Here is a 15149-nt window from a genome sequence, read left to right as displayed (position 1 = left end):
TGCGCCATGAACGGAAACCTCGATTACCAGGCGTACCAGGAACATGCTTTTGCAATCGCCGATGCGTCGATGTTGGAGGAACTTCCTGCTGGGCTGGTCATGGAAACGCTGGTTCCCAAGGAACTGGTGCCAAGCTCGCATTTGATGCCCAGGCTGATCGATCTGCGCCGTACGCCGCACGCCCGTGCAGCGGAGTTGTTCGCATTTCTGTGCGATGAGTCACCAGCGGCCCGGTCACTGCGAGCGGTTGTATTAATCCGGACCAGCGCAGATGCATCGGCAACCATCAGGCATTGGAATGCCATGCAGTTGGCCAAGCCACAACCTGGGCGCCGGCTATGGCTGCGGCTGCACGACCCGCGCGTCCTGCATCAGTTGCTACGCATATTGCGTCCGGCCCAGCGCAAGAAGATGTTCGGTATGGCGCAAGCCTTTACCTATTGGGTTGGCGGGACCTGGGTAATGGCGGCGCGAGAAATTCCTGGTCAAACCGACACGCACCTCGAAGGGAATGGTGTCGTGCCGTCGTATGCCGGCGCACTCATGTGGGACTGGGAACGTATCGAAAGCATCGGTATGGTTAATCGTGCGCTACACGGTGCTGCTGTGTTCACTGCGTCTGCACTGGATAGCCAGGCATTGTTGGCCGAGCGATTGATCGAACGCGCGGTCGAGCACGGTCTTGTCGAGCAAGCCGATCTTGTCGAGTTCGCTACCCGGGGATTGGTCAGCCATTCCGGGTTCGACCGGCATCCCGACATCGCACGCGCGATCAAGCCTTCACGGAATGGGGATTCCGGTCTATCCGACCGATTTGCCTTGGTGCCGGAGCATGTCTGGGCCGAGGTGCGTCTATCCACAACGCTGCAGGGAGAAATGTAACGATGACGACGCCAACCAAATGCGAGTTTTGCGACAAGCGCGGCTTGCCGATTTTGCTCGTGCGGGACGCAGTAGCATCTGCAGGGGCTGGTGCTCCGTTAGCTCCCGGTTTGCCAATCGAGCTTTCACCAGGCGCCGCGCATTACACCAAGCGCTTGCTTCGAAGTGGCTATGTCAATGTTTTCGATGAGGCACGCAGAAGATGGGAGGCGTATTTCGTTACAGACGACGGTTATTTCTTCAAGTTGTTGCAAACCCCTGGCGCTATTCCTGTCGTGCCTTCAAAACCGTTTAACTGCCCAGATGAAGGTCATCGTGCAGTGGCAAGCTGCATCACTGTCCCTGATCCGGTCAATGCTTCCAAAATATGGATAGGTTTCAGTGATGTGGTTTGGACTGAGGCAGTACGCAAATTGCATGACGACCCAGCTTATCGTAAGCGTCATATGGTAGAGATTGATATTAAAGCTGCGTTGAGCGGAAAACAACATCCGCATCGTCCCATTGCGCAGGTCTCAGCCGTAGTCGCTGAATACGCCATGGTGCCACATCTGGTGAAAGCGAACTTCAGCTGGGCGCCGTTTGCATTCGCTATCAGGCATGACGGTGCAAACCGTTTGCAGCGCGAATGTGAAGCCCTGCGTCCAGGAAGTGCGCTCATCGTAACCTTGCCTGATCCGGCTGGGATTGCACAGGAACTTGCATGTTTGATGCGTCGAAATGCCGAATTGTTTCTGGCAAGTCGCCCCGAGGATAGGCGCAACCTCGTAGCAAGCTTGGCAATAGACAGTATTGAAGAGGCCGTACGTACGCGATCGGAACATGTGGAGATTTTTACAGCTGAGAAACATGCCAATGATCAGGAAAAGGCTAATCCACTCGGTCATTTGTTTTCACAGGCCACTCGCGAACGGACTAAGGCAATGCGCAATCTTAATCAGGCCCAGATAAAAAGTTCTGCTGATCGCGAGTGGAAGAAATACACAGAAAAATTCGATGACAAAGCGCGCAAGGACTGGTATGGCCCGTTCAGTAAAAAACTTGACGCTTTTGATGCTGTATTTATCTATCCTTTGGCAATAAGTCACGCGGCGTGGATGGAAAGTGCGGATTTGGCCGACTATTTGGCGTGTAACTTTGATGCGCACGATCCGGAGTCAGGAGCAGTCTACACTGCCCTTATTACGCGTTGCATCGCCGGTACCGAAGACAAACGAATTTGTGCTCAGCTTTATGAGAAATGGCTTGAAGGGGAAATTATTGAAACGAATATCCTGTTACGGGCAATGCTGCTTAATCAGGATGTCAATGCTAGAGCGGTTAAAGAAGCAGTCAAGGGGAAGTTTGATTTTCGGCAAATACCGTGGGATAACGTCTTTTCTGTCTTTACCGGTGTGGTTGAAAGACTCAATCAACAGACGCAAAACGTCGTAGCGCGTTTAGTTATTCAAATAAGTGGTTCGATAGCAAAGATGTTTGGAAAAGTAATGGATGGTAGTTCGAAATTCCGAGCGGCGGTGATTGCGACAGGCCTGATTTCTGGACATCCGATAGTGATGTGTGATCTAACTGGGAGTCGCGGACAATTTCGTGCGCATTTGGTTCGTCAACTTATAACAAAAAGCGGGCAGTCATTAAGTTCAGGTCAAATGCGCCGTGCTGTCAATGCTGAGTTGAGGCGCCTGCAAATTCACGGGGTACCGTTGGAAGGTACGACAGCCAAACGATGGCTGGTGATTGCTGATGAGGAAATGATTGCTCGAATGCCTAGCGGTCTTAGCCCTCAAAAGCGCGCTGAATGGTTAGCTGGGTGTCTGAAAAGAGTTGAAGATCTCGATGACCTCAATCTAGAGAGATGGCGAGTCGTCATTAATGGGAAGGTGCGCTCAGGTGTTGTTGCCGGAATTCTTCAGGCTATCTGCTTGACCAAGCTGTACGACGATGAAAAAAGTAGTCTTTCAAATAATAAATCTGACGCTGCGGGGCGCGTTTATGCTGGTTTGGGAACGATTGCTGCGACGACGTCAGAAGCGCTAGGTAACGCTGTCGCCGGGCGTGCGACAACACTTCGTCTTGGGCAGGGTTTGGCAACGGCTGCAGCGAATCTTATGAAAATAACGGGAATTGCCGGAGGACTGGCGGTTGGATTGTATGTGGCGTTTCTGGACTATAAGACGGGAAAAGAGGAAATGCAGGAAGGAAATAAAGGAGTGGCGGTTCTATATTTTGCATCAGCTGTCACCGGAGGAATTCTTGCTTTTACCATGTTGGCAAGTAGCATCGGTTGGATAGCCGGTGCTTCTCTGTTTCCTATAATTGGGCTTTTGGTTCTTGCAGTGATCACAATTGCACTGCTCATTGAATTTTTAAAGGACAATCCAATACAGGATTGGTTGGAGCGATGCCCTTGGGGTAAATTGACTTCACAGCGCTATCCTGATCTCAAAACACTACAGGATCAGTTGGATTTGGCATTTAAATAGAGGCGAAAAATGAACTTTACGAGTCTGGTTAGCACATATCCGAAAAAACGGATGCTCACTGAGCAGGAGCGTAGGCATCATCTGAGACAGAAAAAGCGCCTTGCTTTAGAGCCTCATTATCAGTTGAGCATTATTAAGATGAATTCAACTTTTATGGATTCTGTCGATAGGTGGTTTGGTTGGAAAGGATTGATAACAGCCGCCTCTTTATTGTTAATTTGTATGTTTGGTTACGGCGGGGTAACTATGGCTTTGGCGGCAGGTCCTGTCTCATGGGGAAATATGAATGCGGATGAGAAGTTGGAGCAAATCATTTTTTCTTGCGTTATTTTCTCAATTTCTCTTCCGCCTATCCTCATAGGTGTATGGGGGCTTAGGAAGGAATCTTTCGCTTATACCCATTTTCCAATCCGTTTCAACTACAAAACGCAGATGGTGCACGTCTTTCGAGCTGATGGGTCAGTATTGTCCGCCCCGTGGAATAAAATATTTTTTACTTTAGGTCATCTTCCTGTGGCGAATGACTGGGAAGTGCGTGGCCATATCATGGATTCAGATAACGTCACGATAAGGGAAAGTTTTGCTCTTAGTTATTATGGTTCAATTAGCCCAGTAGATCTCGCTGCACAAGCAGACCATATCTCATCCACTGACTTCGTACGTGCGCACTGGGAGTTTGTTCGTCGCTACATGGAGGACGGCCCGCAATCTGTATCGAACCAGGTGCAGTTCTGTATGCCGATTGATAAGCGCAGAGAAAGTGTTCGGATAAGTTTGGAACGCACTTTCGCCAATATATCCGGCGCGCCTATCCCGGTCTTTCTTATGCTTATCCCATACTGCACAATAGCGTTTTTGTTCAGACTGATTGCGGTACGAACCAGCAAAATTCCTGTATGGCCGGACGATATAGAAGCGAGTAGCAAGGTCGAACCCGGTGATCCTTTCGCGATCGAAGGTACGCCGAAAGGAGACCGCATGGCTTTGTTCCCTGAAGCGGCGTTAGCTGCAGGAGTAGGCTTTCGACCAAAGGCATGTCCAGATTCGACGAACCCCAAGACGTAATCACGACGGTGTGTGGGGGATAGCGCCGATACGCTCCATGCTAATCAAGCAGTTTGCTGCCACAGATCGTAGGTCCCACACTCCACACATGCCCTCCAGATCGCAGCACGTAAATCCGCGTCCGCCATATTCCGCATCCGCAAGTGCGATGACGACTTCGGCACCGGTCTCCACGGCCCGCTCGCATACGCCATCGGCGTCCGGCACGCACGGGCAAATGGCTGCCGTACCATTAAATTACATTTGCTGAAACAAGTGCGAATGATTCCTGCTGACCTCCAGCTCGTTCGGATAATTCCTTACCCTCAGCATTTGCCGCCCGCGCATATCCCGCGACACCTCGGCAATTGCATCCACGCGCACCAGCGTCGAACGGTGAATCCGCCAGAACTCATCCGGATCCAGCTCATCCGCCAGTTCCTTGAGCGTCTTGCGGATCAACAGCTCGGCCGTCGCCGTCTGCACCCGCGTGTACTTTTCATCCGACTGGAAAAACAAAATCTCGCGCGTGCTGATCATGCGCAGGTTGCTGCCTACCTGTGCCTGTATCCAGCGCAGGAAGCTGCGCTTCGGCGCCGATCCCTGCTGCTGCAGCAAACTGCCCAGCTGCGCCAGTTGCGCTCCGATATCCTGCGGCGCCTGCGACAAGCGCCGACGCAGCCGTTCACAGGTCGTCACCAGCCGCTCGGCTGTGACCGGCTTCAGCAAATAATCGATCGCCCCCTGCTCGAACGCGTCCACCGCATACTGGTCATAGGCCGTGACGAATACGATATGGCAGCGGTCGTACAACTGGCGCGCCGCCTCGATGCCGCCCATGCCCGGCATGCGGATATCGAGAAACACGATCTGCGGCTTGAAGCGCGTGGCCATCTCCACGGCCTCCACGCCGTTCGAGGCCATGGCCACGATCTGCAAATCGGGCCAGACTTCGAGCAGGCGAGCACGCAGCTGTTCGCGCATCGGTTCCTCATCGTCCGCAATCAGTGCAGTGGTCACGGTCGCCATCATGCGTCCTCCATCATCTTGTAGGGTATGCGCACCGAGGCGCAGGCGCCGCCGCTTACCGGCGCTTCGATCACCAGCTCGGCCTGGGCGCCATACAGCAGTTGCAGGCGTTCGCGGATATTCGCCAGCCCCACGCCTTCGTCCGCATGCAGGTCGATGCCGACGCCGTCGTCGCATACGTCCACGACCAGCGTCGCACCTTCGACCCGCGCACGCACGAGAATGGTGCCGCCGGCGATCTTCGGTTCCAGCCCATGCTTGATGGCGTTCTCGATGAGCGTCTGCAGCATCATCGGCGGGAAGGGCGCGCTGCCGAGGAAATCAGGCACCTCGAAGCGCACCGCGAGGCGTTCCTTCATGCGCGCCTGCATGATGGCGAGATAGGCTTTCGACAGTTCCAGCTGCTTGCCGAGCGTGGCGCCGCCCGAGGAACGCATTTGCGGCAGGGCCGAGCGCAGGTAGGCGATCAGGTGCGCATGCACCTTGGCCGCTTCAGGCGGGTCGGTTTCGATCAGGCGGCCGATCAGGGCCAGGGTATTGAACAGGAAGTGCGGCTCGACCTGCGCCTGGAGCGCGGCCATCTGCGCTTCGGTCAGGCGCCGTTCGAGCGTGGCGACATCGGCTTTCAGGGTGGCGTCGCGCGCGACGAGTTCGGCGCGGCGCTTGCCGCCGGCCAGCACCTTGACGCCGAAGGAGATGAACACGTACCAGAAGGCCGGCTCGGGCGTGTTCACCATGATGAAGAACACGACCGCGAGGAACCAGGTGAGGTACAGCCGGCGCCATTCGACGACGGCAAGCCAGTCGAAAAATGCCCACCAGAGCTTGCTCGCTTCCCTGATGGCTTCACGCATGAAGTCGAGCGTCCGGTTGATCTGGCTTGCCTGCACGTTCAGTCCTCGATTGGGGTGGTCTTGTCGTTGTTAATGGCCAGCACCGCGTACTTGATGGCCAGGAAGATCGCAAACAGCATCAGGGCCAGCGGGATGACGGTGATCGCGCACGCCACCAGCACGGCTGCCAGCAGCAGGGCCGGCCAGGGCAGGGCCGAGAAAGTGCGCAGGCCGCCGCGCAGGGTGCGCAGGCAGGCCTCGGCGGCGTCTTCGAGTTCGGCGGCAAGGCTACGGAAGGTGGTGGTTTTCATGCGACTGCTCCTCTCAAAAGAAGTTCGGATAGGTGCACTGTAAAACCACTGCCGCGTCCGCGCGATATCGGGGCGACGAATGGCCGAATTCATGGCTTAACCGGTAGCGTGGGCCGATGAATGGGTGGCCGCACGCTCGTCCCAGTAGCGCCTGAGTAGGCCATAGAACGCCGTATCCGCCTTTTCGCCATGGACGATCCAGCGTTCCGGCATATAGCCTTCCTGCCGGAAGCCGAGCTTTTCCAGCAGCCGCGCCGAGGCCTCGTTGCGCGGGTCGATGTCGGCTTCGATGCGGTTGATGTCGAGCGCATGGAAGGCGTGCCCGAGCAGGGCTTCGAGCGCTTCGCCTGCATAACCCTGTCCCCAGTGCGCGCGTCCCAGGGCGTAGCCGAGTTCGCAACGGCGGTTCTGTTCGAAGTGGCCGCGCAGGTTGCAGATGCCGATCAGCCGGTTGGTGTCGGCCAGCGCGATCGCATAGCGGTACAGGCCGCCGTCCAGGTAGGCTTGGTGCGCTTCTGCGATCATGGCCTCGGCCTGGGCGATGTCGGTCCAGGCGCCGCTCGACCAATAGCGCACTACTTCGGCGTCGGCGAACACGCGCAGCAGGTCCGGGGCGTCGCTGCGCTCGAACGGACGCAGGACCAGGCGGGCAGTACGCAAGATGGGTGGCAGGAACGCTGACATGAGCTCTCCGAAGCTAAATGGTTTGCGCTAGATCAAACACCTTGGCATTCTGTTACGAACACATACTCAAGTGCACTAGCATTGTCCAGTTCCCGTGGCTGACTTCGCATATACGCAATTTCATATGACGGGTTCTCAGGCTACGTTTATATTAACGGATCGGTTGACTCTTTTGCATGTTTGCAACGCGGCATGCATGGAGTTGCCGGGTCTGGCGCGGCCGGCTTTACTTTCCGGGCGCGGTCGCGCACATTGCTATGACGCCTCATCGTTTTGCATCATTGTTTTGACTGACGGTCCGCCATAGGGCTGCAAACAAGGGAGAGCCTGCATGAACGAAGCCAGACCCGAATCGATGTCCGCATTCTGGATGCCATTCACGAACAACCGCGATTTCAAGTCCGACCCGCGCCTCTTGGTGTCGGCCGAAGGCATGTACTACAAGGACGTTGACGGCAACCAGATCCTCGACGGCACCGCCGGCCTCTGGTGCGTCCCCTGCGGCCACGCCCAACCGCGGATCGTCAGCGCGGTGCGCGAGATGATCGGCCAGCTCGACTTCGCGCCCACCTTCCAGATGGGCCACCCGGCCGCCTTCGACCTGGCCGAGAAGCTGATGGACTATACCGGCCACAAGTTCGGCCACGTGTTTTATACGAACTCGGGCTCCGAGGCGGTCGACACCGCCCTGAAGATCGCGCTGGCTTACCACAAGGCGCGCGGCGAGGGCGGGCGTACCCGGCTGATCGGGCGCGAACGCGGCTATCACGGCGTCGGCTTCGGCGGCCTGTCGGTGGGCGGCATCGGCCCGAACCGCAAGGCCTTCGGCCCGCTGCTGCCGGGCGTCGACCACCTGCCACACACGCACAACCTGCTGAAGAATGCGTTTTCGCGCGGCGAGCCGGACTTCGGCGCCGAACTGGCCGACGAACTCGAACGCCTGGTCACCCTGCACGATGCGTCCACCATTGCGGCCGTCATTATCGAGCCGGTCTCGGGTTCGACCGGGGTGCTGGTGCCACCGAAAGGCTACCTGAAGAAGCTGCGCCAGATCTGCGACAAGCACGGCATCCTGCTGATCTTCGACGAGGTGATCACCGGCTTTGGGCGCCTGACCACGCCCTTCGCGGCCGATTACTTCGAGGTCGAGCCGGACATGATGACCACGGCCAAGGGCCTGACCAATGGCGTGATCCCGATGGGCGCCGTGTTCAGCAAAAGGCACATCCACGACGCCTTCATGGATGCGCCGGCCGGCATCGAACTGTTCCACGGCTATACGTATTCGGGCCACCCGGTGGCCTGCGCCGCTTCGCTGGCCACGCTCGAAGTCTTCAAGGAGCAGCAGATCCTCGAACACGCACGGGGCATCCAGCCTTACTGGGAGGATGCGGTGCACTCCTTGAAAGGCCTGCCGCACGTGATCGATCTGCGCACCATCGGCCTGATCGCCGGCATCGAGCTCGAACCGATTCCCGGCAAGCCCGGCGCGCGCGCCTTCCAGGCGCTCAAGAAGGCCTTTGCCGACGGCATCCTGATCCGCACGACGGGCGACATCATCGCCCTGTCGCCGCCCCTCATCCTCGAGAAACAGCACATCGACGACCTGTTCGGCAAGCTGGCCAACATACTGAAAAACCTGGACTAGAAGAGACAAACCATGAATCACCTCGATCGTACGGTCAACGTCATCGGCCACTTCATCGGCGGCCACGTGGTCGACAGCGCCGGCGAGCGCTATGCCGACGTGTTCAACCCGGCGCTGGGCGAACCCTGCGCGCGTGTGACCCTGGGTGGCGTGGACGAAGTCAATGCCGCCGTATTCGCAGCCTCCGCCGCCTTCCCGGCCTGGTCGGCGACGCCGCCACTGGCGCGTTCGCGCATCCTGTTCAAGTACCTGCAGCTGTGCCAGCAGCACACCGACGAGTTCGCGGCCATGATCACGCGCGAGCATGGCAAGACCTTCAGCGACGCCCAGGGCGAAGTCGCGCGCGGCATCGAGGTGGTGGAATTCGCCTGCGGCATTCCGCAACTGCTGAAGGGCGAATTCACCGACCAGATCGCACGCGGCATCGACGCCTGGTCGATGCGCCAGCCGCTCGGCGTGGTGGCCGGCATCACGCCGTTCAACTTCCCGGTGATGGTGCCGATGTGGATGTTCCCGGTGGCGCTCGCCTGCGGGAATACCTTCGTGCTCAAGCCATCGGAACGCGACCCGTCGCCGTCGCTGCTGCATGCGCGGCTGCTGAAGGAAGCCGGGCTGCCGGACGGCGTGTTTAACGTGGTGCAGGGCGATAAAACGGCGGTCGATGCGCTGCTCGACAACCCGGAGGTGCAGGCGATCAGCTTTGTCGGCTCGACGCCGATTGCCGAGTACATCTACGCGCGCGGCAGCGCCAACGGCAAGCGGGTGCAGGCCCTGGGTGGCGCCAAGAACCACATGGTGGTGATGCCCGACGCCGACATGGACATGGCGGTCGACGCGCTGATCGGCGCGGCCTACGGTTCGGCCGGCGAGCGTTGCATGGCGATTTCGGTGGCGGTGGCGATTGGCGATGCTGGCGACAAGCTGGTAGCCGCGCTGGCCGAGCGTACATCGTCGTTGAAAATCGGCGAGGGCATGAGCGCGGGCATGGAGATGGGGCCGGTGGTCACGCAGGCAGCGCGCCAGCGCATCGAACGCTTGATCGGTGAAGGTGTGGAGCAGGGCGCGACGCTGGTGGTCGATGGTCGCGGCCACAAGGTCGAAGGGTTTGAAAACGGCTTCTTCGTGGGCGGCACGTTGTTCGATCACGTCAAGCCTGAGATGAGCATCTACAAGGAAGAAATCTTCGGGCCGGTGCTGTGCGTGGTGCGTTTGCCCGACGTGGGCAGCGCGGTGGAGCTGATCAACGCCAATGAGTACGGCAACGGCGTGGCCGTGTTCACGCGCGACGGCGGCGTGGCGCGCGAATTCGTGCGCCAGATCCAGGTGGGCATGGTGGGCGTGAACGTGCCGCTGCCGGTGCCGATGGCTTTCAACAGCTTCGGCGGCTGGAAGCGCAGCATGTTCGGCGACCACCATGCGTACGGGCCGGAAGGCGTGCGCTTCTATACACGGCACAAGGCGGTGATGCAGCGCTGGCCGAACACGGCGAGTGCCGGCGTCGAGTTCGCGTTCCCGCAGATGAAATAACGTAGGGTGGGTACTCGTACCCACCGGTGTCCTGCTTCATTACGCGGTCGTAGGGTGGGCCGGGCCACGAATGGCTATCGAACCCACGCGGTACCACGTTTGATGGTCGATATAGGCGATCTCGCCAACATTGTCGTGCAATTCCGTAGGGTGGACACCTGTGTCCACGCGGTGCGGCGTTTGATAGTCGATATACCCGAAATGGCCGTGATCGTCGTGCAGACAATCGTTCCGGGATCAACCGTGCGGCATGCATGAGTACGACCGCGTGGGCACAGGTGCCCACCCTACGAAAAGCAACATTGCCACCAGCATTACCCGCACCAGCAGTTCGAACACCAGCATTTCACCTTACAACAAGAAGGGATGCACATGATCGAGACTCTCCAGCACCTGCCGCCGGCAGCCGATTCGCACACGGCACTGGCCACCCAGTTCACCGACCTGGCGCCCGCGCTCACCGCACGCCAGGCCGCCATCGAAGCGGCGCGCTGCCTGTACTGCTACGACGCCCCCTGCACCCGCGCCTGCCCGACCGGCATCGACGTCGCCAGCTTCATCCGCAACATCCACGACCAGAACGTCACCGGCGCCGCCGTCGGCATCCTGAAGCAGAACATCTTCGGCGGCAGCTGCGCCCGTGTCTGTCCCACCGAAATCCTGTGCGAAGACGCCTGCGTGCGCAACCACTACGCCGAGCGCGAGCCGGTAAAGATCGGCCTGCTGCAGCGCCACGCCATCGACAACGCCGGCTTCACCGCCCACCCCTTCACCCGAGCCCCCAGCACCGGCAAGACAGTCGCCGTGGTCGGCGCCGGCCCCGCCGGCCTGTCCTGCGCGCACCGCCTGGCCATGCTCGGCCACGACGTGGTGGTGTTCGAAGCCCGTCCCAAAGCCGGCGGCCTGAACGAATACGGCATCGCCAAGTACAAGCTCCCGGGCGAATTCGCCCAGCAGGAAGTCGACTTCCTGCTGTCGGTCGGCGGCATCGACATCCAGTACGGCCAGGCCCTCGGCGACAACCTGCAACTGCGCGACCTGCACACGCGCTTCGACGCCGTCTTCCTCGGCCTCGGCCTGGGCGCCAGCCGCCGCCTCGGCCTCACCGGCGAAGACGCGCCCGGCCTGCTGGCCGCCACCGACTACATCGCCGCGCTGCGCCAGGCCGACGATTTGTCGCGCCTGCCGGTGCCGCGCCGCGCCATCGTGGTCGGCGCCGGGAATACGGCCATCGACATGGCGGTGCAGATCAAGCGCCTCGGCGCCGATGAAGTGACCCTGGTCTACCGCCGCGGTTACGAGGCGATGAGCGCCACCGGCCACGAAATCGAGATCGCCAAGCTGAACGGCGTGCGCATCCGCACCTGGGCCGCGCCGCTGGAGGTGCTGCTCGACGACGCCGGCCGCGTGGCCGGCATGCGCTTCGAGGAGACGCGGATCGACGATGGCCGCCTGGAGCGCACCGGCGCCTTCATCGACATCGCCGCCGACGCCGTGTTCAAGGCCATCGGCCAGGCGATCGAAGCGCCGCCCCCATCCGACCAGTTCGCGCAGACGCTGTGGCGCGAGGGCGAGCGCATCCAGGTCGATGCCGCGCTGCGCACCGGCGTGCCCGGCATCTACGCCGGCGGCGACTGCGTGGCGCTGGGCCAGGACCTGACGGTGCAGGCAGTCCAGCACGGCAAGCTGGCCGCGCTGGCCATCCACAACGACTTCCAAGCGGGGGCAGCATGGCCGACCTGAGCATCGATTTTTGCGGCATCAAGTCGCCGAATCCCTTCTGGCTGGCCTCGGCGCCGCCGACCGACAAGGCCTATAACGTCGTGCGTGCCTTCGAGGCGGGGTGGGGCGGGGTGGTGTGGAAGACGCTGGGCGAAGACCCGCCGGCGGTGAACGTGTCCTCGCGCTATTCGGCCCACTACGGCAAGAATCGCGAAGTCATCGGATTCAACAACATCGAACTGATCACCGACCGCAGCCTGGAAATTAATCTGCGCGAAATCACGGCGGTGAAAAAGGCCTGGCCCGACCGCGCGATGATCGTATCGCTGATGCTGCCCTGCGAAGAAGCGCCCTGGGCCGCGATCCTGCCGCTGGTGGAAGCCACCGGCGCCGACGGCATCGAGCTGAACTTCGGCTGCCCGCACGGCATGCCCGAACGCGGCATGGGCGCGGCCGTCGGCCAGGTGCCCGAGTACGTGCAGATGGTCACAAGCTGGTGCAAGAAGCACACGCGCCTGCCGGTCATCGTCAAGCTGACGCCGAACATCACCGACGTGCGCGCACCGGCCCGCGCCGCGCTGGCCGGCGGGGCGGACGCCGTCTCGCTGATCAATACCGTCAACTCGATCACCCACCTCGACCTCGACCGCATGGTGGCCTACCCCATTGTCGGCGGCGCCAGCACCCATGGCGGCTATTGCGGCTCGGCGGTCAAGCCGATCGCCCTGAACATGGTGGCCGAGATCGCGCGCGACCCGGCGACAAACAGGCTGCCCATCTCCGGCATCGGCGGCATCGGCAACTGGCGCGACGCGGCCGAGTTCATCGCGCTGGGCGCCGGGTGCGTGCAGGTATGCACGGCGGCCATGCTGCATGGCTTCCGCATCGTCGACGAGATGAAGGATGGCCTGTCGCGCTGGATGGACACGCAGGGCTACGCCAACATCGCGGCGTTCTCGCGCAAGGCGGTGCCGAACACCACGGACTGGAAATACCTGGACATGAATTACCAGGTGATTGCCGACATCGACCAGGACAAGTGCATCAAGTGCGGCAAGTGCTTCGTGGCCTGCGAAGACACCTCGCACCAGGCCATCGCTCAACTGGTGGCGGAGAACGGTGCGCGCCGCTACGAGGTGATCCGCTCGGAATGCGTGGGATGCAACCTGTGTGAGATCACCTGTCCGGTCGAGGCCTGCATCACCATGGTGCCGCAGCCAGCCACGCAGCCCTACATGAACTGGACTCAGGACCCGCGCAATCCGCGTGCGGAAAACCTGGCGCCGTCGTGTACGTTGCCGGCTGCTGCGGTGCCCGCGAGCACGGCGGCCGCGACAGATGGAAGCGCCGCGCTGGCCGGGTTGCCAGCCTGACCGGGGTGCGGGCTGCCGCCGGCCCGTACCCGTAAACATTTGCGCTACACTGGGTTGCATCCACCGCAACCGATAGGAGAAGTCCACGTGACGCAACACCAAGCAGTCAGCACCGAACTCTGGAACCACGATCTCGCACCCACCAGCCCGGCCCAGCGCACCTGGCGCTGGTACCACTTCGCCGCGCTCTGGGTCGGCATGGTGATCAGCATCCCGGCCTACATGCTGGCGGCCAGCCTGATCGAAAGCGGGATGTCGGCCTGGCAGGCGGTGCTGACGGTGTTCCTGGCGAACGTGATCGTGCTGCTGCCCATGCTCCTGATCGGTCATGCCGGCACCAAGTACGGCATTCCGTATGCGGTACTGGCGCGGGCCAGCTTCGGCACCCGCGGCGCACGCCTGCCGGCACTGATGCGCGCCATCGTCGCCTGCGGCTGGTACGGTATCCAGACCTGGTTCGGCGGCAGCATGATCTATACGCTGCTCGGCGTGCTGCTCGGTGCCCCGATTGCCGGCGCCAACCTGCCTGGCCTGGGCATCAACGCCGGCCAGCTGGCCTGCTTCCTCGGCTTCTGGGCGATCCAGATGTATTTCATCGTGCACGGCATGGAATCGATCCGCAAACTTGAAACCTATACCGCACCGCTGAAGATCGCGATCTGCTTCCTGCTGCTCTGGTGGGTCTACGACAAGGTGGGCGGCTTCGGTCCGCTGCTGGATCAACCTTCACAGTTCGTGCAGGGCGGCCCGAAAGCGGGCCTGTTCTGGTCCGTGTTCTGGCCTTCGCTCACCGCCATGATCGGCTACTGGGCCACGCTGGCGCTGAACATCCCCGACTTCACCCGCTTCGCGAAGACGCAAAAAGACCAGGTGGTCGGCCAGACCCTGGGCCTGCCGCTGCCGATGGCGCTGCTCGCCGCGCTGGCCGTCACCGTTACCTCTGCCACCATCGTCCTGTATGGCAAGGCCTTGTGGGACCCGGTCGACGTGGCCAGCCGCATGACCGGCATCGCCGTGCTGGTGGCCCTGTTGATCCTGCTGATCGACACCGCCAGCGTCAACCTGGCCGCCAACCTGGTCGGCCCGGCCTATGACTTCTCGGCGCTGTCGCCGAAGCGCATCAGCTACCGCACCGGCGGCTACATCACGGCCGGCATCGCGCTGGCCATGATGCCGTGGAAGATCCTGGAAACGACCCAGAACTACATCTTCATCTGGCTCACCGGTTATTCGGCGCTGCTCGGGCCGATCGCCGGCATCATGATCATCGACTATTACTTCATTCGCCAGACCCGGCTCGACGTCGACCAGCTGTACCGCGACAGCGGCGCCTACTCGTACAAGGGCGGCTGGAACATCGCCGCCATCGTCGCCTTTGCCGCCGGCGTGCTGCCAAACCTGCCGGGCTTCCTGAACGCTGCGCTGCCGGCCTCGTTCCCGAACGTGGGCGAGACCTTCAAGACCATCTATACCTATGCCTGGTTCGTCGGCGTCGTGATCGCGGCGGTGGTGTACGGGCTGATGATGAAAGGCCGCACGGCGCCGGCACTGCGGGCGGCGCCGCATACTCCAACCTGAGACCCGGGCCAGGGTCCATCTGAAAGGGACGTATC

The 15149-nt window shown here is 60.6% G+C and carries 12 protein-coding genes; 8 read left to right on the top strand and 4 right to left on the bottom strand.

What is annotated here, in order from left to right; genetic code table 11:
- The first annotated feature begins 6 nt into the window (after window positions 1-6).
- The 3 genes from LK540_RS14060 to LK540_RS14050 are packed head-to-tail and all read left to right on the top strand — an operon-like array spanning window position 7 to window position 4430.
- On the top strand, window positions 7-882 hold the full coding sequence (locus LK540_RS14060; RefSeq protein WP_229437918.1) for a DUF4123 domain-containing protein: 876 nt from the start codon (window positions 7-9) through the stop codon (window positions 880-882).
- Between the two features lie 2 nt (window positions 883-884).
- Window positions 885-3365, top strand: a complete 2481-nt coding sequence (locus tag LK540_RS14055) for a T6SS effector BTH_I2691 family protein (RefSeq protein ID WP_229437917.1) — start codon at window positions 885-887, stop codon at window positions 3363-3365.
- A 9-nt stretch (window positions 3366-3374) separates the two neighbouring features.
- A complete protein-coding gene (locus LK540_RS14050) occupies window positions 3375-4430 on the top strand; it encodes a DUF6708 domain-containing protein (protein WP_229437916.1) in 1056 nt (351 codons plus the stop codon).
- A 237-nt stretch (window positions 4431-4667) separates the two neighbouring features.
- Here the strand turns inward: LK540_RS14050 and LK540_RS14045 are convergent, their stop codons facing one another.
- The 4 genes from LK540_RS14045 to LK540_RS14030 form a co-directional block, all read right to left on the bottom strand.
- Window positions 4668-5441 (bottom strand): LytTR family DNA-binding domain-containing protein, encoded by a 774-nt coding sequence (locus tag LK540_RS14045; protein WP_229437915.1) that lies wholly within the window; start codon window positions 5439-5441, stop codon window positions 4668-4670.
- On the bottom strand, window positions 5438-6328 hold the full coding sequence (locus LK540_RS14040) for a histidine kinase (protein ID WP_229437914.1): 891 nt from the start codon (window positions 6326-6328) through the stop codon (window positions 5438-5440). Before LK540_RS14040 ends, LK540_RS14045 begins: the two co-directional genes overlap by 4 nt.
- Window positions 6329-6330: 2 nt before the next feature.
- Window positions 6331-6582 carry a hypothetical protein gene (locus tag LK540_RS14035; RefSeq protein WP_229437913.1) on the bottom strand — a complete coding sequence of 84 codons (252 nt, stop codon included), beginning with the start codon at window positions 6580-6582 and terminating at the stop codon, window positions 6331-6333.
- A 96-nt stretch (window positions 6583-6678) separates the two neighbouring features.
- Window positions 6679-7266: a GNAT family N-acetyltransferase gene (locus LK540_RS14030; RefSeq protein WP_229437912.1), complete on the bottom strand. Its 588-nt coding sequence runs from the start codon at window positions 7264-7266 to the stop codon at window positions 6679-6681.
- Between the two features lie 331 nt (window positions 7267-7597).
- Here LK540_RS14030 and LK540_RS14025 point away from each other — a divergent pair, with 331 nt between their 5' ends.
- The 5 genes from LK540_RS14025 to LK540_RS14005 all read left to right on the top strand — a co-directional run bounded on the left by LK540_RS14025 (window position 7598) and on the right by LK540_RS14005 (window position 15114).
- Window positions 7598-8914 carry an aspartate aminotransferase family protein gene (locus tag LK540_RS14025; RefSeq protein ID WP_229437911.1) on the top strand — a complete coding sequence of 439 codons (1317 nt, stop codon included), beginning with the start codon at window positions 7598-7600 and terminating at the stop codon, window positions 8912-8914.
- Between the two features lie 12 nt (window positions 8915-8926).
- Complete coding sequence (locus tag LK540_RS14020; RefSeq protein WP_229437910.1) at window positions 8927-10441, top strand: CoA-acylating methylmalonate-semialdehyde dehydrogenase; 1515 nt, start codon at window positions 8927-8929, stop codon at window positions 10439-10441.
- 372 nt (window positions 10442-10813) lie between these two features.
- Window positions 10814-12184 (top strand): NAD(P)-dependent oxidoreductase, encoded by a 1371-nt coding sequence (locus tag LK540_RS14015; protein ID WP_229437909.1) that lies wholly within the window; start codon window positions 10814-10816, stop codon window positions 12182-12184.
- Window positions 12172-13536 carry an NAD-dependent dihydropyrimidine dehydrogenase subunit PreA gene (gene preA / locus LK540_RS14010; RefSeq protein ID WP_229437908.1) on the top strand — a complete coding sequence of 455 codons (1365 nt, stop codon included), beginning with the start codon at window positions 12172-12174 and terminating at the stop codon, window positions 13534-13536. The genes LK540_RS14015 and preA overlap by 13 nt, the downstream gene beginning before the upstream one ends.
- Before the next feature lie 87 nt (window positions 13537-13623).
- On the top strand, window positions 13624-15114 hold the full coding sequence (locus LK540_RS14005) for an NCS1 family nucleobase:cation symporter-1 (RefSeq protein ID WP_229437907.1): 1491 nt from the start codon (window positions 13624-13626) through the stop codon (window positions 15112-15114).
- Window positions 15115-15149: the final 35 nt, after the last annotated feature.

Origin of the sequence: Massilia sp. IC2-278 (assembly GCF_020708045.1) — a bacterium.
In the GTDB taxonomy this organism is placed as follows: domain Bacteria; phylum Pseudomonadota; class Gammaproteobacteria; order Burkholderiales; family Burkholderiaceae_D; genus Telluria.
Note: the sequence above shows the minus strand (reverse complement) of the source record. Positions and strands in the feature narration are given on the sequence as shown.

Coding starts and splice junctions, on each gene's coding strand:
- LK540_RS14060 (WP_229437918.1), top strand. CDS start 7: ATGAACGGAAACCTCGATTACCAGGCGTACCAGGAACATGCTTTTGCA.
- LK540_RS14055 (WP_229437917.1), top strand. CDS start 885: ATGACGACGCCAACCAAATGCGAGTTTTGCGACAAGCGCGGCTTGCCG.
- LK540_RS14050 (WP_229437916.1), top strand. CDS start 3,375: ATGAACTTTACGAGTCTGGTTAGCACATATCCGAAAAAACGGATGCTC.
- LK540_RS14045 (WP_229437915.1), bottom strand. CDS start 5,441: ATGATGGCGACCGTGACCACTGCACTGATTGCGGACGATGAGGAACCG.
- LK540_RS14035 (WP_229437913.1), bottom strand. CDS start 6,582: ATGAAAACCACCACCTTCCGTAGCCTTGCCGCCGAACTCGAAGACGCC.
- LK540_RS14030 (WP_229437912.1), bottom strand. CDS start 7,266: ATGTCAGCGTTCCTGCCACCCATCTTGCGTACTGCCCGCCTGGTCCTG.
- LK540_RS14025 (WP_229437911.1), top strand. CDS start 7,598: ATGAACGAAGCCAGACCCGAATCGATGTCCGCATTCTGGATGCCATTC.
- LK540_RS14020 (WP_229437910.1), top strand. CDS start 8,927: ATGAATCACCTCGATCGTACGGTCAACGTCATCGGCCACTTCATCGGC.
- LK540_RS14015 (WP_229437909.1), top strand. CDS start 10,814: ATGATCGAGACTCTCCAGCACCTGCCGCCGGCAGCCGATTCGCACACG.
- preA (WP_229437908.1), top strand. CDS start 12,172: ATGGCCGACCTGAGCATCGATTTTTGCGGCATCAAGTCGCCGAATCCC.